Origin of the sequence: Bacillus sp. H1a (assembly GCF_000633475.1) — a bacterium.
In the GTDB taxonomy this organism is placed as follows: domain Bacteria; phylum Bacillota; class Bacilli; order Bacillales; family Bacillaceae_G; genus Bacillus_A; species Bacillus_A paramycoides.
The window spans coordinates 49228-72100 of the sequence record NZ_AYMH01000042.1 but is presented as its reverse complement, the minus strand read 5'-3'; the positions used below and the strand labels follow the sequence as shown (position 1 = coordinate 72100).

Here is a 22873-nt window from a genome sequence, read left to right as displayed (position 1 = left end):
GAATAGAAGTATCTTAGTTTACACCAACAGCACTAAATGATTGCTTAACTGCTGTTACTTCAGCAGAATTCGCACCATATAAATCAGCTGCAGCTTGTACTAAGCCAGCACGAGCTTGACTAAATGTAGTAGATTGCGTGAAATACTGTGTATTTGCACGGTAGTAAATTGCACCTAATTTATCTTTTCCGATACCATTTACAGTTACACCGTAATGTGTACCACCATTTGCTAATAAATAAGCTTCTTTATTAATAATACCGCTGTTTGTATGAACTCCACCGTTATCACTTGAACCAGTGTAACGCTTAGAATAATGATCTGGATCACCATATTTCGTTGGATCGCTCATAGAGCGAAGTGCATCTCCTGCTTTACCAGGCGTGTAAATATCTTCACCAATCTCCCAATCTGGGTTACGGTTATCATAAAACTCTACTAATGTACCAAAAATATCAGAAACTGCTTCATTTAACGCTCCTGATTCATTTTGATAAATTAAATTTGAGCTATTTTCCGTAACAGCATGTGTTAATTCATGACCAATAACATCAATTCCACCAGATAATGAAGTAAATGTTACACCATCTCCATCACCATACACCATTTGCGAACCGTTCCAGAAGGCATTATTATAATTACTTCCGTAATGAACTGTCGATTTTAACGGTGCTCCTGCATCATTAATAGAGTTTCTGTTAAATGTAGCTTTATAATAATCATATGTTTTACCTGCATAGTAATGAGCGTCTACTGCCGCTGCATCATACGCTGCATTGAAAACATTATCTGCATCTGCCCATAATGTTCCTGGTAATGTTGAACGGTTTTTCGCATCATATGTGAAAATCGTTGCTCCACGCGTATTATCTTGTAAGTAGTAAGACGATCCAGATAACGTTGTATTAATAGATTTTGTATCTCCTAATACACCTTTACCAGTTCCTACTTTATTTGTTCCTGTTACAGGTTTTACTACTGCTTTTGCATCCTGTTTAGGAGCATCTTGCTTAACTGGCGACTTATCTTCATTTGTTACATGATCAAGTTTATTATATTTATTTAACACTTTACCGCTGTCTGCTTCAATGAAATAGTAATAGTTCCCTGGACTTGGATCTAAGAAGTTTAGATTTACAACATATGCATATGTTGTTTCCTCACCATTTTGATATACATATAAGTCCGCTTTTGGCTCCACTTCATACTTCGGTGTTACTCCTAAATCTTGCTGCGCAATTTCAATCGCTTTTGCGCCTTCAATCTTATTTTTATTTTTCAGCTTTTCCTTTTTGTCTAAATCAGGTGCAACTGTTCCAGACAATACTTTTAAAGAACCATCTTTACTCACATGAGCTACTTGAGTAGAACCCCATACAGGTACTCCTTCGTAAACTTGTTGCATACGTACTACTGTTGAATCAGTTACAGCATCTTTTTTCACTTGTTTCACTTTAAAAGAATCTTGCGCACTCTTTTCCCCTAGCTTATAATCACCTTTTGCCGCGTTTAAGTAATCAAACACAACAGATTCAGCTTTCTTACCAGTTGCTCCAGTTAGATCACCAGAAATAAACTCAGGTGACTGCACCGTTTCATTGTACTTCTTCGTAGAGAGCACATTCTTCGAATCTGCAAATGCAGAGCTTGTCCCTCCAAACGTAGTAACTGCCATTCCTGTCGCTAACACTAAAGCTAAACTCTTCTTTTTCATATAACCTTCCCCCTAATAAAAAATTTTTGAAAAAGAGTAATTTTATATTAGCATTATGTTTCCACTATTAATATACTAAAAATTCAAATAATTATTTTCTCAAGTTTTGTAGAATTTTGGAGAACAAATATTGAGAAACCCCTTTCCGATTGGAAAGGGGTTTCCTTATTATGAATTAATTTGTTGAACTGTTTTAGCTTGTTGACCAACGATATCCGGTTTACTACTATACTGATGTATTCCTCCAGCAACTGTAAGAGTCACTATAAACGCTAACACTCCAAATACCATCTTTTTCATTATTAATCCTCCTTATTATCATTCATTAAATCAATAACTAACTTATAATATCGATTACTTTCTTCAAACCTCGATAAACTAGCAAAATGTTCTGCAAGTTCAACGTATACTTTCTTTAATTCTATTTTATTTCCTGCAGATTTATACAAAGGAATAGCCTCATTTTCCAAAAATACTTTATAATCTTTTGCTTCTTCAAAATATTTATATCTAAGAATCAAAAGCAAATATAACTTTGCATTAAATCTCTCTTCTTGTTTTGCTGCAGCAATTCCCTTATCAATCCATTCCTTTGCCTCTTCTAATTCTTCTAATTTAATGCATACTAATGCCATTTCATATATTGTATCTAGATGGTTTAAATCTATTTGTTTTTGAAGTTGTAGACTATCCAAATAATATTTCTTCGCCTGCTGATATTTACTTTTTTTATAATATATACTTCCCATATTACTTAAAGTAATAGCTAAAAGTACATCCTTATCCGCAAAAGATGTGGCCTCCCTCAATATACTCTCATACATTTTTAAAGCCTCTTCATACTGACCTTTTTCTGTATAGCTTACCGCAATAAGTATCTGGCAATTAATTATATTTCTAAACTTATATTCACTGCGAAATCCTTCTAATGCTATATTTACAAAATGAATTGCAAGGTGATGAATATCTAAATGAGTATATGCGAGCGCTATATTATAGTACATACCCGTTTCATGATATCCTTGTTCCTTGGCCATTACTTCTGTTTTTAATAAGTAGTCTAGTCCATCCTTCCATCTATACTGCAAACAGCACAATAACCCTCTACTATACATATATAACAACTTCTGAAATGGAGAATACTTTTTGTAGACTTTCTTCAATTTCTCTAACTCTTCTTCAAGAGCTAAAATATCCCTTTTCATAATTAAATAACGTGTATAAAGCAGTTTATAATAATTTATAATTTCAAAATCTAAAACATGCTGCATTTCACCTTGTAACTCTTCATATATGCGTTCTACCTGTTGCTTGTCCAAATGAATTAGTGCATTCAACCACTCATCCAACTTCACTTTCACATCTTCTTCTACATCTCTCAAATCCGATACAGCAATTTCTAGTCTTGTGCAGAGCAATTGTAGAATCTCTTCTGATGCTTCTATCTTTCCATTTTCGATCTTACTTAAGTATGAGACAGAACAAATGCCCTGACATAATTCTTCTTGTGTCATTTTTTGCTGTAGCCGTTTATAAAAAACTTGCTTGCCTATTTTTTCTAATGTTTGTTGCATTGTCCTCCTCCATTCTCATTACCCCCATTACTCTAATAATACATAAAATCCAGAGAAATATAAATTGATAAATGTAAATTTTCTAAAAAATATGCATTATTTCATTTTTTTCTCTCTTGACTTCAAACCCATATTACTTCTTTGCTACGAAAGGTGGAAAATTGGTATACTATAACCAAATTACGGAGGTGTTTTCGCAATGAATCATTATAAAGACGATAGTTACGCCTTACATACAGATTTATATCAAATCAACATGGCTTATACATATTGGAAAGATGGTATTCATAATCGCCGTTCTGTTTTTGATTTATACTTTCGAAAGCTTCCATTCGAAAACGGCTATGCTGTTTTTGCTGGTCTTGAGAAAATTGTAGAGTACATAGAAAATTTTAGCTTTACCGAAAGTGATCTCGCTTATTTAGCAGAGCTACAATTTGAAGAAGACTTCCTTCATTATTTACAAAATATGAAATTCACTGGAACGGTTCGTAGTATGCAAGAAGGTGAAGTTGTTTTTAATAACGAACCTTTATTACGTGTTGATGCACCGCTCGGCGAGGCACAAATCATTGAAACCGCCCTCTTAAACATTGTAAATTACCAAACATTGATTGCTACAAAAGCCGCACGTATGAAGCACGCTGCAAATAATGATGAACTTTTAGAGTTTGGTACAAGGCGCGCTCATGAGTTCGATGCTGCTCTTTGGGGGACACGCGCTGCCTTTATTGGCGGGTTTTCTTCTACAAGTAACGTTCGGGCAGGAAAACGCTTCGGCATTCCTGTAGCTGGCACACATGCCCACTCTTTCGTTCAAGCATATCGCGATGAATATGTTGCGTTTAAAAAATATGCTGAAACACATAAAAAATGTGTATTTCTTGTCGATACATACGACACATTGAAATCCGGTGTCCCAAATGCGATTCGTGTTGCAAAAGAGTTCGGGGATCGTATCGATTTTTATGGTATTCGCCTTGATAGTGGTGATATGGCTTATTTATCAAAAGAAGCAAGAAAACTACTTGATGCAGCTGGATTTACAAACACAAAAATTATCGCTTCTAGTGATTTAGATGAATATACGATTATGCACTTGAAATCTCAAGGGGCGAAAATTGATGTATGGGGTGTTGGTACAAAGCTAATCACCTCCTTTGAACAGCCTGCATTAGGCGCCGTCTACAAACTAGTTGCCATTGAAGATGCTGACGGAAAATTAAATGATACGATTAAGATTTCATCTAATCCTGAAAAAATTACAACTCCAGGACTTAAACGAATTTATCGTATTATTAATCGGGTTAACGATCATGCAGAGGGCGATTATATTGCTTTAGATTCTGAAGAACCCGGAAAAGAAGAACGTTTAAAAATGTTTCATCCTGTTCATACATATATAAGTAAATTCGTAACCAACTTTGAAGCACGTGAATTGCATAAAGACATTTTCGTTAACGGTAAAAGAGCGTATGAACTACCAAACATATTAGATATTCAAAGATATAATGAAAACAGTCTCGCACTATTTTGGGAAGAATATATGCGAACTTTAAATCCCGAAGAGTACCCTGTAGATTTAAGCCAAGAATGTTGGGATCATAAAATGGATTACATTCAAACTGTTCGAGAAAAGGTTGCGAAAAATATACAAAAATAAACAGAGAAGTTTCCCCCTTCTCTGTTTTCTTAACACCATATAAAATATATTAAAATAATACTTGTTATTGTTTTATCAAGATTCATTTTCAACAAAATAGCTAAGACTAAAAATAAGAGAGGGCGTAATCGCGCCCTCTCTTATTTTTATAAATCTTTCACTCTCAGTACACGCATTGCATTTAAAACTGCAAGTAATGTCACACCAACATCTGAGAAGACCGCTTCCCACATTGTTGCAATACCAAATGCGCCAAGTAATAACACTACCCCTTTTATCCCTAATGCAAATATAATATTTTGCCATACAATACTACGTGTACGTTTTGCAATTTTTACAGCTGTTGCGATTTTTGAAGGTTCATCAGTCATAATAACGATATCAGCAGCTTCAATCGCCGCATCTGATCCTAAACCACCCATCGCAATACCAACGTCCGCTCGTGCTAATACTGGTGTATCGTTAATACCATCACCAACGAAAGCAACCTTTTCTTTCCCGTGTTTTGCTGCAGCAATTTTTTCGATTTCTTCTACTTTTTGTTGTGGTAATAATTCTGCATGAACTTCGTCTAATCCTAATTCCTTACCAACAGCTTCACCAACTGGTTTTGCATCACCAGTTAACATGACTGTCTTCTTAATACCTAATTCTTTTAACTTTTGAATGGCTTGTTTTGAATCCTCTTTTACCTCATCAGAGATAACAATATAACCTGCATATTTACCATTTACAGCAACATGAACTAGTGTACCTACTGTATCTGGTTGCTTAAATGTAATGTTTTCTTTTCTCATTAATTTGGCATTACCTGCGAAAATTTCTTTTCCTTTTACTTTTACAACCGTACCATGACCAGAAATTTCACTATAGTCTTCAATGCTATTTTCATCGATTGATTTTCCATATGCAGTTCGAATAGATTGTGCAATCGGATGATTTGAATACACTTCAGCAAACGCTGCATACTCTAAAAGTTCTTCACTTGTAGTACCTTCACTCGGCTCCATTTTTGTAACTTTAAAGACACCTTTTGTTAATGTTCCTGTTTTATCAAAAACGATATATTTCACATCATTCAATGCCTCTAAATAGTTACTTCCTTTTACTAAAATACCACTTTTAGATGCCCCACCAATACCTCCAAAGAAGCCAAGAGGAATGGATACAACTAGCGCACATGGACACGAGATAACTAAGAATACTAGCGCTCTATAAATCCAATCTGAGAACGTAGCACCTTCTAAAATAAGCGGTGGAATAAATGCCATAATCGCCGCTGTTATAACTACAACCGGAGTGTAATAACGTGCAAACTTCGTAATAAAGTTTTCTGTTGGTGCCTTTTTGCTACTTGCATTTTGTACTAAGTCCAAAATTTTCGATACGGTAGATTCACCGAACTCTTTTGTAACTTCAATTGTTAATACACCATTTTGGTTTACAAAACCACTTAATACATCATTACCAACTTCTACTTCACGCGGTACAGATTCACCTGTTAACGCTGAAGTATCCATCATTGATGTTCCCTCGACTACTTTTCCATCTAACGGTACTTTTTCACCTGGTTTCACGATAATATAATCGCCGATTTGTACATCTTCTGGTGATACTTGTTTCGTTTCATTTCCAACTTTCACATTTGCATAATCAGGACGAATATCCATTAATGAAGTAATTGATTTTCGAGAGCGATTTACTGCAATACTTTGGAACAATTCCCCTACTTGATAGAATAACATTACCGCAACTGCTTCTGGATATTGCTGAATTGCAAAGGCTCCTAAAGTTGCAATTGCCATTAAAAAGTTTTCATCAAACAATTGGCCGCGCGTTATGTTTCTTACCGCTCTCCAAACAATATCTCCACCAATTAATAAATACGCAAGGACGAATAATGGAATTGTTATCATTTGCGGTAATCCGGCTAACGCAGCAATCCCTGTCAAAATTCCACCGACTACTAATCGTCCTATCATCTTTTTCACATTTCCATCACCATGATCATGACCGTGATCGTGTCCTTTTTCCTCTTCACGAACAACTTTTACATCTGGTTCTAACTTTTGAACGACATTTTTTATATCCTGTACAGTCGATTCAAGTTCTCGTTTATTTGCAACTTCTACTCTTAATTTCTTTGACACGAAATCAACAGTTGCTTCTGAAACTGTTGGCATTTCTTTTACCTTCGTTTCAATCTTCATTGCACAATTCGCACAGTCTAGACCTTCTAATATAAATACTTCTTTTGCCGCTTTTGTTTTTTGCTCTTCTTGCACTTTAATGTGCGGCTCTAATTTTGTAACAAGTTGCTTCGCTTCCGTAACAACTTGATTTTCTTTATTTTGCGGTGTTTCTAAAAGCATCGTCTTTGTTGCGAAGTTTACAGAACAAGACGTTACTCCTTCTATATTCCCAACACCCTTTTCAATTTTCATTGCACAATTTGCACAATCTAAACCTTCTAGCATAAGTTTCTTTTTCACTAATGCTTCTGCCATCGTTCTCCCCCCTCACGTTTTTATTCTTCCTCGTTTACGTGTTCAAACGCTTGCTCGAAGATATGAATTACGTGCTGGTCAGCTAATGAATAATAAACAACCTTTCCCTCTTTACGGTTCTTCACAAGCTTCGCTTGTTTTAATACACGAAGTTGATGCGAAATTGAGGATTGTGTCATTCCTAATAAATAAGCTAAATCACAAACGCACATTTCAGCTTCAAATAGCGCATGTAATATTCTCGTACGTGTACGGTCACCTAATACTTTAAACAATTCTGCTACTTTACTTAAACTTTCATCAGTCGGAATTGTTTCTTTTACTTGATCAATAACTTCTTCATGAATTACTGTCTGAGAACAAATTTCTTGTTGTGCTTCCACTTTATTTCCAGCCATCATAGCTCACCTCTTCAATTGAACATATGAACAATCATTCATATATCTTATACTTTTATTATATGAGCGCCTATTCATATGTGTCAATAAAATCTGCTATATTTTTTTGAACATTTCGTTCACATTTCAAAATAGGCATATAAATATTCTCCGCATTTGCTGTATTCTTCATACAAAAAGAGATATCCTATAAGCCGAGCTTTCAGCCAGAGTACATCCCTCTCTATTTACAGCAATACCATAACAAAAGATATGATATCAACGATTCGACAAGGAATATCGATTTACCGACAAAGATTGATAATAGTAGCAACCTATATAAAAAAGAAAACTGTCCAAAATATCTTTTTGGACAGTTTTCTTTTATTCATTTCTTAACTTTCACTGCATCTACAATTAAAGAAGCAAAGCCTAACTTTCCATCCTGATTCCTATGGTCAAAGCGTTTCGAGCGATAAATAAAACCATCTTGCTCATTCCAATCATTACAATGAAATTCCCCACTTTCATCGCAATACTCTAGCAATTTCACTCGAAAACCTGCCGATTCAAACATAGACATAATTGTTTTATAATTATGAACGATTTTGTGACTTGCAGCCGGATGATCTACTGGGCCCGGTCCCCCTACTTGTACACCTCGCTGATATTCTTCATCAGGAAAAAACGCATCTGGAACCGCACAACGAATATAACCATCATCTTGTAAAAACTCATAGCATATTTTAGCTGCTTCTATGCCTTCCTCATACGATAAATGCTCCCATACATGTTCAGCTAAAATTACTGATAAAGAATTAGGCTGAAATTTATTAATCCACGTTTCTCTTTTTAATAAATTTAATTCTTCTTCATTCGTATGTAACCAACCTGGGTTATTATTATATCCCTCTGCTCCAACGACAACTCTCGTTTCCATCTTTCCACCCCTTCTATATTCCGACATAAAAATTCGACAAAGTAACATTGTTCTCCTTTATTTCCCCAAAAGAAAAAGCCTTGCGCGCTCCCTAGACGCACAAGGCTTACTTTCTTATATCCCTTTAATTTGCTTTTTCTAAACTATCTTGCGAACTTCCATCTTCTTTTAGATGACTGTGTTTTTTCGAATATACAAAGTATACAACTACTCCAAGTGCTAACCAAACACCGAAGTATATCCATGTCGTTAACGGTAAATTTACCATTAAGAATAGACAACATGCAACTGAAATAATCGGTAAGATCGGTACAAACGGTACCATAAATCCACGTTGTAATTTCGGATGCGTTTTGCGAAGAATGATAACAGTTACACCAACCATCGCGAATGTTAATAATGCTCCAATATTCGCTAAATTCGACAATTCTTTTAAATCGATAAATCCAGCAATTAAAGCACTACCAATTCCCGTTAACCAAACTGAAAATGTTGGCGCTTCTGTCTTCTTGTTAATTTTCGCGAAAGATTTTGGTAATAAACCGTCACGACTCATAGCGAAGAATACGCGTGTCGTAGCGTAGATGTATGCGAAAATTACAGCCATAATACCAATTACAGCTCCAATAGCAATTACACCAGCCACTTTATCTTGTCCTACAACTTCTAGTACATAAGCCATCGCTTCAGGTACATCTAATTCCTTGTAAGAAACCATACCTGTCATAACAAGACAAACTACAACATAAATGATTGTACAAATAACTAATGAAGCAATAATACCAATCGGTAGATCACGTTGCGGATTTTTTACTTCTTCAGCAGAAGTTGCTAATGCATCAAATCCTAAGAAAGCGAAGAATACTGCTGCTCCTCCGGCAAAGACTCCACTTAAGCCGTACGGTGCAAATGGTATCCAGTTTTCTGGTTTCACATAGAATACACCAACTGCAATGAATAAAACAACAATACCAATTTTAATTAATACCATTATGTTATTCACACGCTTACTTTCTTTTGTACCTCGTGATAATAACCAAGTTATCACCAACGTAACGATAACTGCGGGTAAGTTCACTATACCACCTTGCGCTGGAATCGTTAACAATGCTTTTGGAATTTCAAGTCCCAATCCACTTACTAAGTTATGGAAGTAACCTGTCCATCCACCAGCTACTGCGGCAGTCGTTACAACGTATACTGACAATAATGTCCATCCCATTAAATGAGCTACAAACTCACCAATTGTTGCATAGGAATATGTGTACACACTACCTGAAACAGGAAGTGTAGATGCAACCTCTGCATAACATAAAGCCGCAAATCCACAAACAATTGCTGCAATCATGAATGAAAAAATAACCGCCGGACCAGCATCTCTTGCTGCTACTAATCCCGTTAATACTAGAACTCCTGTACCAATTATCGCACCAATCCCTAGCATTGTTAGGTCAAATGCCCCTAGCGTTTTCGTCAAAGTTTTACTTTTACTTTCCCCTAACAATTGCGTAACGGATTTCTTTTTAAATAGGTTGGCCACGATGAATGCCCCCTTTTACCAAGAAGAGCTAAGAGGTATTATCTCTTAGCTCTTATCATGTTGTATTATATATTGTTCGATTTTGTTTTGTATAATGCTTCTATTAGCAAGATACTGTCTCTGCTTCTAATAATTCTTTAGCACCTTTGTACTCTACACCATGAGCTTCTGCAACTGCTTCGAATGTTACAAAGCCATCTAATGTATTAATACCTTTTAGTAATGCAGAGTTGCCTAGGCAAGCTTCTTTGTAGCCTTTGTTAGCAATTTGTACTGCATATGGTACTGTTACGTTTGTTAATGCAAGAGTTGATGTACGTGGAACCGCACCTGGCATGTTTGCAACTGCATAATGAACAACACCGTGTTTTTCGTAAGTTGGGTTATCATGAGTTGTAATACGGTCAGTTGTTTCGAAAATACCACCTTGGTCAATCGCGATATCTACAACAACAGAACCTGTTTCCATTGATTTAATCATTTCTTCTGTTACAAGTTTTGGCGCTTTTGCACCTGGGATTAATACTGCACCGATTACAAGATCAGACTCTTTTACAGCTTCTGCAATATTGTAAGGATTAGACATTAAAGTTTTTACTTGGTTTCCGAAAATGTCATCTAATTGGCGAAGACGTTCTGCACTTAAGTCGATGATTGTTACATCCGCACCTAGTCCAACTGCAATTTTAGCAGCATTTGTACCAGCTTGTCCACCACCGATAATTGTTACTTTACCACGTTTAACCCCTGGAACACCTGCAAGTAAGATACCTTTACCGCCTTTGTTCTTCTCAAGGAATTGTGCACCGATTTGTGCAGCCATACGACCAGCTACTTCACTCATTGGTGCAAGTAATGGTAGAGAACGGTTTTCTAATTGTACTGTTTCGTATGCGATAGCAACGACTTTCTTTTCGATTAAAGCTTTTGTTAATTCTGGTTCTGGAGCTAAGTGTAAGTATGTGAATAAGATTAAACCTTCACTGAAGTGTTTGTATTCGCTTTCAATTGGTTCCTTAACTTTCATAACCATATCCATGTTCCAAGCTTCTTCAGCTGTATCAACAATTTTTGCTCCCGCTTCAACATACTCTGCATCTGTGAAACCAGATCCTAAACCTGCACCCTTTTGAATGAATACTTCGTGGTTGTTACGAACTAAATGTACAACACCCGCTGGTGTCATTGCCACACGGTTTTCGTTGTTTTTAATTTCTGCTGGTACCCCAATACGCATAATGAAATGCCCCCTTATAATTAACAGAAAAAAGGAATTCTTTTTTCTTTTTTTAATAATTAATAACTTATGTCCTTATTCTAGCATAACTTAAAAGTTATGAAAACGCTAACATACTATTTTTTTAAAGTTTATATATTTAGAATAGTGTAAATATATAAAACATTGATTCTATTGGGTCTTTCGTACCATTTCATTATCTATCACTCTATTTTTATTATACCCACTCAAAATGCACAGTAATCATTTATTATTTGACAATAATGTAACGATGTAAAAAAACTAAGCAATGACGTATACATATACACTTATTACTTTGTACAATACTTTAGAAATATATTCTTTTCACAAAAAAACAGCTACTAGTATTTAGCCAGCAGCTGGGTAACTTATAAATAACTTTGAAAATAAATCTTCTGTCGTTTCTGTAATTTTATCAAACAGATCACTTTCTTCCGCTTCTTGTTCTTTTAACATCTTAATTGTTTCACGTGCATCTTCAGGATAATCGGTAATGATACCATCTACGTTTAACTTATAATATGCCTTTAAACTTTCCATATCGTTCACTGTCCATACGTAAATTGGCTTATTTAACTTCCTTGCTTCTTTTACTAATTTCTTATTTAACATATATTCTTCTGCTACATAAAAATCAGCCTTCACATTCTTTAAGTCAGCTCTACTTGCATAAAGTATATATCCTACTTTTATATCTGGATTTGCACGCTTAAACTCTTTAATAAGCGGGTAATGTAACGTTTGAATTACACATTGCTTCTCAAAGTCATTATCTTTAATCGTTTTTAATACTTTGTTTACAAAATCTTTCTCGCCCCCATGAAGCTTCACTTCAATATTGAGTTTGATTTTATCCTTTGCAAGCTTAATGATCTCATCAAGCGTACTTATTTGTCCTGAAAATCCATCTTGACTAAGAGTAAGCTGCCTTAACTCATCCATCGTCAAATCTGATACATGCACATTCGCATTCGCAAGACGTTTTAGCTTCAAATCATGTATGACTGCTAGTTCACCGTCTTTCGTTTGCAATACATCTATTTCAGCATAGTCTGCTTTTGCATCAATAGCACCCTGCACAGCTTCTTTCGTATTTTCTACACCTTTTGATATATATCCACGGTGCGCCATAATAATAGGTTCTTTATACGAGTTTGAAATAAATGTTACAATGAAGGCAACGACCATTCCAGCAGTAATAATCCCCACGATATATACACCAATAAACTTCCAACGATGTTTTTTGAAGAAACATTTATCTGCTTTCGTTTTTGAATAATCTAATCCTTCTTCTAGCAAAACATCTTCAACCGGAACCTTTTGCAAATATAATCGCGTAATCGCCATAATATAAAATGGCGTCACAATAAAACTAAATAAATACAATGTGCTCGTTAAAAATACAGACATTGTTGATTCAGCTAATAATGCAAATGTTCCTTTCGGATTTGTAAATTCATAAACACCCCATAGACACAATAAATATATTCCAAAAAATACAACATACACAATTCCTATTGAAATGAAAAAACCTACTAAAAAGAATAGTACTTTAAAAAAGCTTTCTTTTACTAACGTTGCACTTTTACGTGCTGCCACGCGAAATGGCTTTTGCTCTAAAACAACAATAGGTAAAACAAAAATCCAGCGAAGGTTCAAATACGCAACTACAGCAAAGAACGTGTAATAACCAACTTGTCCCATCGTTGTCTTAAACAGTTCTCCTGTAATGAAGTTAGGAATTTGAATTTGAGGGATTAATGCCGTTTCATATCCCATATTTAAAAGAGGTAACAATACGACAGCATATAAAATAAATCCCGGTAAGCAATATGTGAAAAGAGATGGCAAATACGTTACCGTTTTATACAAAATCGGGCGTAATTTCACCTTTTGTCTTTTATGAGCGAAGTATGAAATAATAATAAGCACTGCAAACTCTGTAAAAATAAGAAACAATGCTAGTATGGATAAAATTACAATCGCCAAAATTCCGTATGGTGTTTTCAAAAATGCTAATAACTCATCATTTGTCGCATTTGCATAACCACCAAAGTACAATAACTTATTAAAAATAATACCGAAGAGTGGGATAAACACAATCGCTGCTAACAATTTATAAACGAGTTGGAATGTTAACACATTCCAAAAAGCGAATTTTACTGTTTGAAAGGAATGTCTCATTACCCCTGGTATAGATAGTCTTTTACGGTGTTGCATATATTCCTCCACATTCTAAAACGATATTTGAGATGGATTCCACATTTCCAGTTCCAATCCATCTTTTTAATAATAATATATTCCGCTTAACATGAACACTCTTATACATACAATGAAAAAAAGTGATGGCCACTTCCCATCACTTTTTTTCATTCCCTCTATTTTTTCTCTAGCCCTTGCCCGAATGCTTTTAAAAAGCTAAAACCAAATGTAATTGCTCTATTGATATCTGGATCTTTTAATACCTTAAAGAAATCCATTACCTTTGTTTTTTTTCCACTATTTAATTCATCCGTTGCAAATTGTAATCCAGTGACTAAACTAGATGCTATTTGTTTCGTTATTTCTGGGTCCACTGAAGACAACGCTTCTCCGGCTCCCATCATATTATTTAATGCGTTTTTTACTGGTTCACGATTTAATTGTTCAACAGCTATTTTTGAAACATCTTCTTTTGCAGCAAGTAAACTAATCGCCGCATCTAAAATCCCCGCTTTTTGTAGCTGCACTAACAACTGCATCGTCTCTTCTACTGCCTCACGGTTATGAGCTAACTCTGTTAACAATTCATCTGCTAACTGTTGTTTCTGCTCTTCTTCTGTTACAACTTTCTTTTGAATTAACGTAATTTCTTTCGCCACTATCTCCGCCCCCTAATTTTGATCCACAAGTGATACGTATTGTTTTCTTTGCCACTTTTGTTGAATTTCAACACCATTTTGCGGATGACGTTTTTTGTCTCTTGGGTTTGAAGATGGTAATGGACGATTTCCTTTTTCACGTAATACGCGCAGTTTCACCATCGTTTGTTTATAAGCTGGTGTACATGTATAAATGTCTGTCGCTGTTCCTGTTAAAATATTAATAGCCTCTTCATTTACTGTCGCATGCATTGGTAAATATAACTCATTTCCAGTTACACGGTCTGTAACAAGCGCTTGTACTTTAATCTTTCCGAACGGCGATGCTAATTCTACAAGACCACCATCTTTCACATTGCGCTCTTTAGCAAGTTCAGGCGAAATCTCAACAAATACTTCAGACACTTTAGATAAAATTCCAGCCGACTTATTCGTCATATTCCCTTCATGGAAATGCTCTAACATACGGCCATTATTTAATAGTAAATCATACTCATCTGGCGCTACTACTGGCGGTACCCATTCATCTAGTGATAAACGTGCTAGTTTGTCTGGGAAGTTAAATCCGTCTACATATAATAGTGGTGTATCACTACCATCGTGGCTACCCCAGCATAAACTATTCCATCCTTCTAAACGATCATACGTTGCTTGTGAATATAACGGGGCAAGCGATGCAATTTCATCCATAATTTCACTTGGACTTTCATAGTTCCAGTCCCCGCCAAGTGCACGAGCTACTTTTTGTAAAATCCACCAATCCGGCTTAGAATCACCAAGTGGCTTCAATACTTCATACAACCTTTGAATACGGCGCTCTGTATTCGTAAACGTTCCTTCTTTTTCTAAGCTTGGTGCTGCTGGTAAAATAACATCAGCAAAACGAGCTGTTTTCGATAAGAACATATCTTGAACAACGAGGAAGTCTAAGTTCGCTAAAATATGTTGCACATGGTTAGCGTTCGAATCTACTAAAGCCATTTCTTCGCCCATGACATACATACCACGCAATTTTCCTTCTTCAGCTGCAAGTAACATTGCAATATTATTTAACCCTGGTTCTTTCGGAATAGTAGTACCGTATGCTTTTTCAAATTTTGCACGATGCACATCATCTGAAACTGCTTGATAACCTGGCAGCCAGTTCGGTAATGTTGCCATATCACAAGCACCTTGTACGTTATTATGCCCGCGTAATGGATACGCACCTGCACCAGGACGACGATAGTTACCCGTAACGAGAAGTAAATTTGAAATTGCAGCTGAAGTTGTACTTCCTCCTGTATTTTGAGTTACACCCATTCCCCAAAGTACACAAGTACCATCTGCTTCATATACCATACGGGCCATCTCTTTCAGATTCTCTTTAGAAATCCCCGTAATTTCTTCTGTATAATCAATCGTATACTTTTCTAGCATTTTGCTATATTCATCAAAGTTTTTCACATTTTCAGCTAAGAATTTTTTATCATGCCAATCTTGATCAATAATATATTTCGTTATCCCAGCAAGCCATACGTAATCCGTTCCTTGGCGCGGATGAATAAATAAATCCGCACGTTCTGCCATCTCATGTTTACGAAGGTCTGCTACAATTAGTTTTTGTTCATGTAATTTATGAGCACGTTTCACTCTCGTTGCAAGTACAGGATGTCCTTCTGTTGGATTTGCACCAACAATAATAACAAGACCTGCCTCAGCAATATCTTTCACCGTCCCAGCATCTCCGCCCATACCGACAGTTTTAAATAAACCATCTGTCGCTGGGGACTGACAATAGCGTGAACAGTTATCTACATTATTTGTTCCATATATTTGACGAGCTAGTTTTTGCATAAGATAGTTTTCTTCATTTGTTACTTTAGAAGAAGAAATAAATCCAAATGCATCGCTACCATATTCTGATTTAATGTGCTGCATGTTAGATGCAACAACTTCAATAGCCTCTTCCCATGAAGCCTCAACAAACATATCCCCTTGGCGAATTAACGGCTTTGTAATACGATCTTCACTGTTTACAAAGTCCCATCCGAATTTACCTTTTACGCATGTAGAAATACCATTTACTGGTGCATCTGATACAGGCTGTACTTTTAAAATTTGGCGGTCTTTCGTCCATACTTCAAACGAACAACCTACGCCACAAAATGTACAAACTGTTTTTGTTTTATTAATTTTCGTCTTACGCATTGCAGACTCTACTTCTGAAACAGCTAAAATACTACTATATCCTGGCTCTACATCTTTAACAAAATCAATCATTGGATCTAGTACATCTGGTTTTAAGCCAGTCATGAACCCAGCTTCTCCTAGCATTGTTTTCTCCATTAATGCATTACATGGACAAACTGTTACACATTGTCCACAGCTCACGCAAGATGAGTCATTTATACTCACGCCATTGTCCCAAATAACACGCGGACGATCTAAACTCCAATCAATTGATAAAGTTTCATTCACTTGTAAGTTTTGGCATACTTCTACGCACTGTCCACAAGCAATACATTGATTGGGATCGTACCGATAAAATGGATGGGACATATCCACTTCGCACGCGCTCACTTTCGGCTCATATGGATACTTTTGTTCTTCAATTCCCATCATATGTACCGTATTATGCACTTTACAGTTACCATTATTGTTATCGCATACTGTGCAGTACAATAAATGATTTTCTAATATACGATCCATTGCTTCAGTTTGTGCTTCTTTCGCACGTGTTGATTGTCTCTCAATATGCATACCATCTTCCAACTTCGTTGAACAAGCGCGCATTAAACTTCCATTCACTTCTACAATACATGTATCACAAGTTTGAATAGGATCTACCTCTGGTACATGACAAATTTGAGGATGTTCTAAATTACTTTCGTTAAATAATTGGAGTATCGTCTTTTCACCTGTTGCGAAAAATTCTTTACCATCAACGGTTACACGGACTTTCTGTTCTGTCATAGTTTCCCCTCTCCTTACAACTAACTGTACAACACAGTTATGAATCCGTTTTCAAAACTGCGTTGCTGTACATATTTTTGAAACGCCCTGTTGAAATACTTTCCTTTTGAAGTCGATTCTAGATGTTATAAGGTATAACTACGTAAGCTTATAAATGTCACTACTCTACAAATCTATTATATCGTAAATATACAATTATAACCAAAATAATCTGCTACCTTCTAGTGGATGCTTTTATTTTTTCGATGTTTTATGATAAATATGGAGAAAAATACATATAAAGGGGAATTTAATATGGAGCCTACTCAAGAAACGTACACAATTGTACGCTATCAATCTGGTACATTTTCAAAACAAACCGATGAGATTGTTACGGAATCTCCTATTACAATTAAATTAAATAGCGAAGAATACGTAACAGTCGTATGCACTCCTAATTATATTGAAGATATGGTAATCGGTTTTTTAATTTCAGAAGGAATTATTTCTTCTTATAAAGATATTGAAGAGTTATGGATTCAAAAAGAAAGCGGAATTGTCCATGTAAAATCATCAAAAATTAATCCGCTCTATCAAACTTTATATAATAAACGGTACGTAACTTCTTGTTGCGGAAAAAGTAGACAAGGTTTTGTTTTCGTCAATGATGCCGCAAAAGCAAAAAAGTTACATGATATACATATAACTATTACTCCGGAAGAATGTTTTCACCTAATGACTTCCTTACAGCAATCTTCAACTACATTTCGCCAAACGGGTGGTGTGCACAATACCGCTCTATGTGATCGAAAAAACATTCTTTTATCAAGAATGGATATTGGAAGACATAATGCGCTAGATAAAATATACGGTCATTGTTTACGAAACAATATATCTGTTCAAGGGAAAATCATTGCGTTTAGCGGACGCATCTCATCTGAAATTTTGCTAAAGGTTTCAAAAATAGGGTGCGAAATTGTTTTATCTAAATCGGCTCCAACTAAACTGGCCCTGCAACTTGCCCATGATTTAGGTATTACCGTAGTAGGATTTATTCGAAATGAATCTTGCAATATTTATACACATCCAGAACGAATTGATGGGTATAAAGCAAAAAATTAAATACGAAATACAAAATAACTCCTTTACATAGGAGTTATTTTAGTTATAAAAATACAATATATTAAACACTTGAATAGTTAACGAAGTTAATATATAATTTCATTACATAAACAGAAATGAAAACATAGTAGCATAATCTTTTCATTCTTTTACAAATTAAGAAAGAATAGTCACAGCGTGCATTTACAAAGTAAAACTATACTCACTCTTATGAAGATAATGAATTAAATTTGGATCAACCAAGGAGGTTACAATTATGGAAATTCGCTTATTAACAACAGAGGACGCAGAAATATATTTAAAAGTTTGTATGGAAGGTTTAACAAAAAACCCTGAAGCTTTTAGCTCTTCTTATGAAGATGTTCTGAAACATGAGAACCCTGTCGCTGCCATGGCAAAACGATTAAGCAATCCGGACAAGTATACTCTAGGTGTCTTCAAAGATAATGATTTAATCGGTATTGCTACTTTAGAAACAAAACCCTTTATTAAACAAGAACATAAAGCAAAAATCGGCTCCGTTTTTGTTTCCCCAAAAGCACGTGGACTCGGAGCGGGACGAGCTTTAATTAAAGCCATTATTGAAAATGCCGATAAATTACATGTAGAGCAACTCATGCTTGATGTCGTTGCCGATAACACAGCTGCAAAAAAATTATATGAGTCCCTCGATTTCCAAACTTACGGTGTGCAGGAACGTTCCTTAAAGCATAACGGACAATATTGGGATGAAGAACATATGGTTTTATTCTTAAATGATTAATACGTCAACTTTTCAAAAGCATCTTCTTAATAAAGATGCTTTTTTATTACAACAATGTAATCTTCATGTCACCTTTATCGATCGTTCCAATCCTTTCCATTCGTTATACTAAAAATATAAAGTGAACGAATAGCATTCAATTGATGTATAGAGGAGAATGTGATATGAAACAAAACAAACAAGCTACCTTTTTAATATTTGCTACAGCAATTGTAACTTCTGGATTGGCAATTCTACCTTGGTTTATTATATAGAATACATAAAAAAAGCTTATTGCCTCTTAAGAGGCAATAAGCTTTTTTTCTATTATAAAATCCCGAAAAATTTATTTACACAACTTATCATAATAAGCATAGATACCGCAACACACATCACAATTGCATTACGATCTTGCTTTTCTTTTTGTAAACGTTCTACTTTTTTACTCATGTGTACAATCCCCTTTATGATAAAAAAAGTGTGAGATAGGAAATTTTTCTTATCCGATGCGAGGTGAATACGAAAACCCTCTCTATCTCACATACACAATAGAATGGAATTGTCATTTTATAAATAAAATGACATGACGTTATGTCGCAACATAGGGTATTTTGTGTCGCTACGTTCTTTATTATAAATAATAGTTGTGCAAAACTAGTGCATTTTTTATGTCAATTGCCCTGAAAGAAGAAATCAGCCTTCCATTCAATCACATAAAAAGAGTTTTTTATTATTTTCATGTAAACTATACAAGTAGAATGAATAGTTTGGGGTGCACAAGATTATGGTGAAAATTTTATTAGTAGACGATGAAGAACGTATGTTACGATTACTAGATCTGTTCTTAAGCCCTCGTGGCTATTTTTGTATGAAAGCTACATCTGGCCTTGAAGCGCTAGAATTAATTGAACAAAAGGACTTCGATATTATTTTATTAGATGTTATGATGCCAAATATGGATGGTTGGGATACTTGTTATCAAATTCGTCAACTTTCCAACGTTCCAATTATTATGCTAACGGCTCGCAACCAAAATTATGATATGATTAAAGGCCTGACGATGGGAGCAGATGATTATATTACAAAACCATTTGATGAGCATGTACTGGTTGCACGAATTGAGGCCATATTACGCCGCACAAAGAAAGATGGCTTTGTTAGTTTCAATGGAATTGAGTGGGATAAAACGAAACATACTGTTACAGTTTATGATGAAAAAATCTCCCTAACTCCTATTGAATTTTCATTACTCGGACTGTTTTTACAAAATACAAACCGTGCTTACAGCCGAGACGATTTAATCGAAAAAATCTGGGGCTATCAAACAGACATCGAATACAGAACTATCGATTCACATATTCGTAATATCCGTGATAAATTACGCAAAAAAGGATTTCCAGTTGAAGATTACTTAGAAACCGTCTATAAGGTCGGTTACAAATGGAAAAGTGAATAATTAATTTGGTCAGTGGACAATAATAGTAAACCACTGGCCCTTTATATGAAATAAGGCATGGTGAGAAAATGAGCAAACTATCCCTTAAAATTGGGACATACTTTTTAATATTAGCTTTATGTATTGAAACAATTGCTTTCGTATCTTTTTATAAAAGCCTTTCAAAAATGCGGGTTGAGGAAGAGACCCTTTCTCTTTTAGAGAAAGGAAATCGCTATCGCGATACGATTGAACGGCGTGCAAAATGGAGCAAATACGGCAAATACACTGAGAGAAAAAAATATGCTGAACGTCTCAATCGCCCTGAACCCCCTGCTTTCGCTATTGAACATGCCGCTGAAGATTTAATGGAAACAGAGGCACTTACTAATTCTGATATAGTTATCGTTATAACTGATAGTAATGGAAAAGTTATGTCTTCCTCAGCGACTGTAACACAAGATATACAAAAACAACTTCATTGCAACACACAACCTGTTGAAAGAGATGGCTTAATAGTAGAGAAGAACTGGAAAAAATCAAAATTCATCTCAACAGTAAGCCCGATTAAAACAGAAGACTTTAATGGTAACTTACACATGTTCTTAAAAACATCCTTCTTAGAAAAGATGTTACTTAGACTTATGAATCAATTCATCATCGTTAGTATTTTAACGCTTATTTTAACAACTATTTCTGTCTTTGTTTTTTCTCGAGTTATTACAGATCCTCTTATAAAAATGAAAAGAGCAACAGAAAAAATGCCGAAATTGAATAAACCAATTCAATTAGGAATTAAACGGAATGATGAACTCGGAAGTTTAGCTAAGACCATTGAAGATTTATCTAGTGAACTTACGTATATGAAAAAAGAGCGAAATGAATTTCTCGCTAGCGTTGCCCATGAACTATTAACTCCATTGACCTACATGAAAGGCTATGCGAAAGTGGCAAAGAGAGACTCTTTAACGAAGGAAGAACGTGAAGAATATTTACAGATTATCGAAGATGAAACGGATAGTATAACGGATCTCATACAAGATTTATTCATACTTGTACAATTAGAGCAGCACCAATTCATTATAAAAAAACAAACTATGCTCCTTAGTCCATTTTTAGAACGAATGGTTGAAAAAACAAAAACAACATTAACAAACAAACAGATGAAAATCCATGTATACTGTAACGATGGCTTAGAAGTTTGCATAGATGAAAGACGTATGGAACAAGTTATGTTAAATTTACTGCATAACGCCTATCAACATTCACCAGAAAACACTTCCATAACAATACGTGTACGAACAAATATGGATACTTTTACAATAAGTGTACAAGATGAAGGAGAAGGTATTCCTGAAGAAGATATCCCACATATTTTCGATCGCTTTTACCGTGTCGATAAATCTAGGACACGAGCTACAGGCGGAAAAGGTATCGGACTAGCTGTTGCAAAAGAAATTGTAGAACTTCATAACGGTTCTATTCTAGTTACAAGTGAATTAAACGTTGGAACAGAATTTATAATTGAGCTACCACTTGAATAATATATGCGTGAAATCACCAGTAGTAGTAAACACTACTGGTGTTATTTTGTTCATAAAACTAGCCATTATAAGCTAAGCTTTTGAAATTATTCTTATTTCAATATAAAATAAAGGTACATTTGTCAAAGATTTGGAGGGTGATATAATTGGATATCCATGTATTAACAAAAGACGAAGCGGAAATTTACTTAGAACTTCGCGTAGAAGGATTAAAGCAAAACCCTGAAGCTTTCAGCTCTTCTTATGAAGATATTATTAATAAAGAGTGTGCTATTGAATATAAAGCACAAAAATTAGCACAAGATGAAAACTATACACTAGGTGCATTTAAAGATGGAAAATTAATCGGGGTTGCAACATTAGAAACGAAACCATATGTAAAACAAGAACATAAAGCAAAGATCGGTTCAGTATACGTGTCTCCAAAAGCACGCGGACTTGGAGCGGGAAAAGCACTTATTAAAGAATGTCTTGAACTTGCTAAATCTTTAGAAGTAGAACAAGTTATGCTTGATGTTGTTGTTGGCAACGATGGTGCAAAGAAACTTTATGAGTCATTAGGCTTTAAAACTTTTGGTGTGCAAGAACGCTCATTAAAATATAACGGCCAATATTGGGATGAAGAGCATATGGTATTATTCCTAGATGAAAATAAATAATAA

18 protein-coding genes are annotated in these 22873 nt (G+C 35.2%); 6 read left to right on the top strand and 12 right to left on the bottom strand.

All coding sequences use genetic code 11. From position 1 onward, the window contains the following. Positions 1-13: 13 nt before the first annotated feature. From U860_RS0119240 to U860_RS0119230, 3 genes are all read right to left on the bottom strand, one after another. The gene (locus U860_RS0119240) at positions 14-1714 is read right to left on the bottom strand and encodes a M4 family metallopeptidase (protein WP_025149771.1); all 1701 of its coding nucleotides are present in this window, start codon (positions 1712-1714) and stop codon (positions 14-16) included. Positions 1715-1882: 168 nt separating this feature from the next. After that, on the bottom strand, positions 1883-2014 hold the full coding sequence (gene nprX, locus U860_RS35670) for a quorum-signaling peptide NprX (RefSeq protein WP_002174820.1): 132 nt from the start codon (positions 2012-2014) through the stop codon (positions 1883-1885). Positions 2015-2016: 2 nt separating this feature from the next. Further along, positions 2017-3288, bottom strand: coding sequence for a helix-turn-helix transcriptional regulator (locus tag U860_RS0119230; RefSeq protein ID WP_025149770.1), 1272 nt, complete (start codon positions 3286-3288; stop codon positions 2017-2019). Between the two features lie 199 nt (positions 3289-3487). Between U860_RS0119230 and U860_RS0119225 the strand changes: the two genes are divergently transcribed. Beyond that, complete coding sequence (locus U860_RS0119225; RefSeq protein WP_025149769.1) at positions 3488-4951, top strand: nicotinate phosphoribosyltransferase; 1464 nt, start codon at positions 3488-3490, stop codon at positions 4949-4951. 146 nt (positions 4952-5097) lie between these two features. On the opposite strand, the gene U860_RS0119220 is transcribed toward U860_RS0119225, so the two are convergent. The 8 genes from U860_RS0119220 to fdhF all read right to left on the bottom strand — a co-directional run bounded on the left by U860_RS0119220 (position 5098) and on the right by fdhF (position 17389). Continuing rightward, positions 5098-7458 carry a heavy metal translocating P-type ATPase gene (locus U860_RS0119220; RefSeq protein WP_025149768.1) on the bottom strand — a complete coding sequence of 787 codons (2361 nt, stop codon included), beginning with the start codon at positions 7456-7458 and terminating at the stop codon, positions 5098-5100. Between the two features lie 20 nt (positions 7459-7478). Beyond that, positions 7479-7856 (bottom strand): metalloregulator ArsR/SmtB family transcription factor, encoded by a 378-nt coding sequence (locus U860_RS0119215; RefSeq protein WP_002174816.1) that lies wholly within the window; start codon positions 7854-7856, stop codon positions 7479-7481. Positions 7857-8223: 367 nt separating this feature from the next. Further along, positions 8224-8775 (bottom strand): hypothetical protein, encoded by a 552-nt coding sequence (locus U860_RS0119205; protein WP_025149767.1) that lies wholly within the window; start codon positions 8773-8775, stop codon positions 8224-8226. A gap of 124 nt (positions 8776-8899) precedes the next feature. After that, a complete protein-coding gene (locus tag U860_RS0119200) occupies positions 8900-10315 on the bottom strand; it encodes an amino acid permease (RefSeq protein ID WP_025149766.1) in 1416 nt (471 codons plus the stop codon). A 103-nt stretch (positions 10316-10418) separates the two neighbouring features. Continuing rightward, positions 10419-11552, bottom strand: coding sequence for an alanine dehydrogenase (ald, locus tag U860_RS0119195; RefSeq protein WP_025149765.1), 1134 nt, complete (start codon positions 11550-11552; stop codon positions 10419-10421). A gap of 369 nt (positions 11553-11921) precedes the next feature. Beyond that, positions 11922-13793: a glycerophosphodiester phosphodiesterase gene (locus tag U860_RS0119190; protein WP_025149764.1), complete on the bottom strand. Its 1872-nt coding sequence runs from the start codon at positions 13791-13793 to the stop codon at positions 11922-11924. A gap of 158 nt (positions 13794-13951) precedes the next feature. Continuing rightward, the gene (locus U860_RS0119185; protein ID WP_025149763.1) at positions 13952-14434 is read right to left on the bottom strand and encodes a DUF1641 domain-containing protein; all 483 of its coding nucleotides are present in this window, start codon (positions 14432-14434) and stop codon (positions 13952-13954) included. 12 nt (positions 14435-14446) lie between these two features. Further along, positions 14447-17389: a formate dehydrogenase subunit alpha gene (gene fdhF, locus U860_RS0119180; RefSeq protein ID WP_025149762.1), complete on the bottom strand. Its 2943-nt coding sequence runs from the start codon at positions 17387-17389 to the stop codon at positions 14447-14449. Positions 17390-17683: 294 nt separating this feature from the next. Between fdhF and fdhD the strand changes: the two genes are divergently transcribed. Both fdhD and U860_RS0119170 read left to right on the top strand, forming a co-directional pair. Next, positions 17684-18490: a formate dehydrogenase accessory sulfurtransferase FdhD gene (gene fdhD, locus U860_RS0119175; RefSeq protein ID WP_002174809.1), complete on the top strand. Its 807-nt coding sequence runs from the start codon at positions 17684-17686 to the stop codon at positions 18488-18490. 256 nt (positions 18491-18746) lie between these two features. Continuing rightward, a complete protein-coding gene (locus tag U860_RS0119170) occupies positions 18747-19253 on the top strand; it encodes a GNAT family N-acetyltransferase (RefSeq protein WP_025149761.1) in 507 nt (168 codons plus the stop codon). A 306-nt stretch (positions 19254-19559) separates the two neighbouring features. On the opposite strand, the gene U860_RS36895 is transcribed toward U860_RS0119170, so the two are convergent. Beyond that, on the bottom strand, positions 19560-19682 hold the full coding sequence (locus U860_RS36895; RefSeq protein WP_002029704.1) for a hypothetical protein: 123 nt from the start codon (positions 19680-19682) through the stop codon (positions 19560-19562). Between the two features lie 334 nt (positions 19683-20016). Between U860_RS36895 and U860_RS0119155 the strand changes: the two genes are divergently transcribed. The 3 genes from U860_RS0119155 to U860_RS0119145 all read left to right on the top strand — a co-directional run bounded on the left by U860_RS0119155 (position 20017) and on the right by U860_RS0119145 (position 22870). Next, a complete protein-coding gene (locus U860_RS0119155; RefSeq protein WP_025149760.1) occupies positions 20017-20688 on the top strand; it encodes a response regulator transcription factor in 672 nt (223 codons plus the stop codon). Positions 20689-20756: 68 nt separating this feature from the next. Continuing rightward, positions 20757-22211, top strand: coding sequence for a HAMP domain-containing sensor histidine kinase (locus U860_RS0119150; protein WP_025149759.1), 1455 nt, complete (start codon positions 20757-20759; stop codon positions 22209-22211). 146 nt (positions 22212-22357) lie between these two features. After that, the gene (locus U860_RS0119145; protein ID WP_000351212.1) at positions 22358-22870 is read left to right on the top strand and encodes a GNAT family N-acetyltransferase; all 513 of its coding nucleotides are present in this window, start codon (positions 22358-22360) and stop codon (positions 22868-22870) included. Positions 22871-22873: the final 3 nt, after the last annotated feature.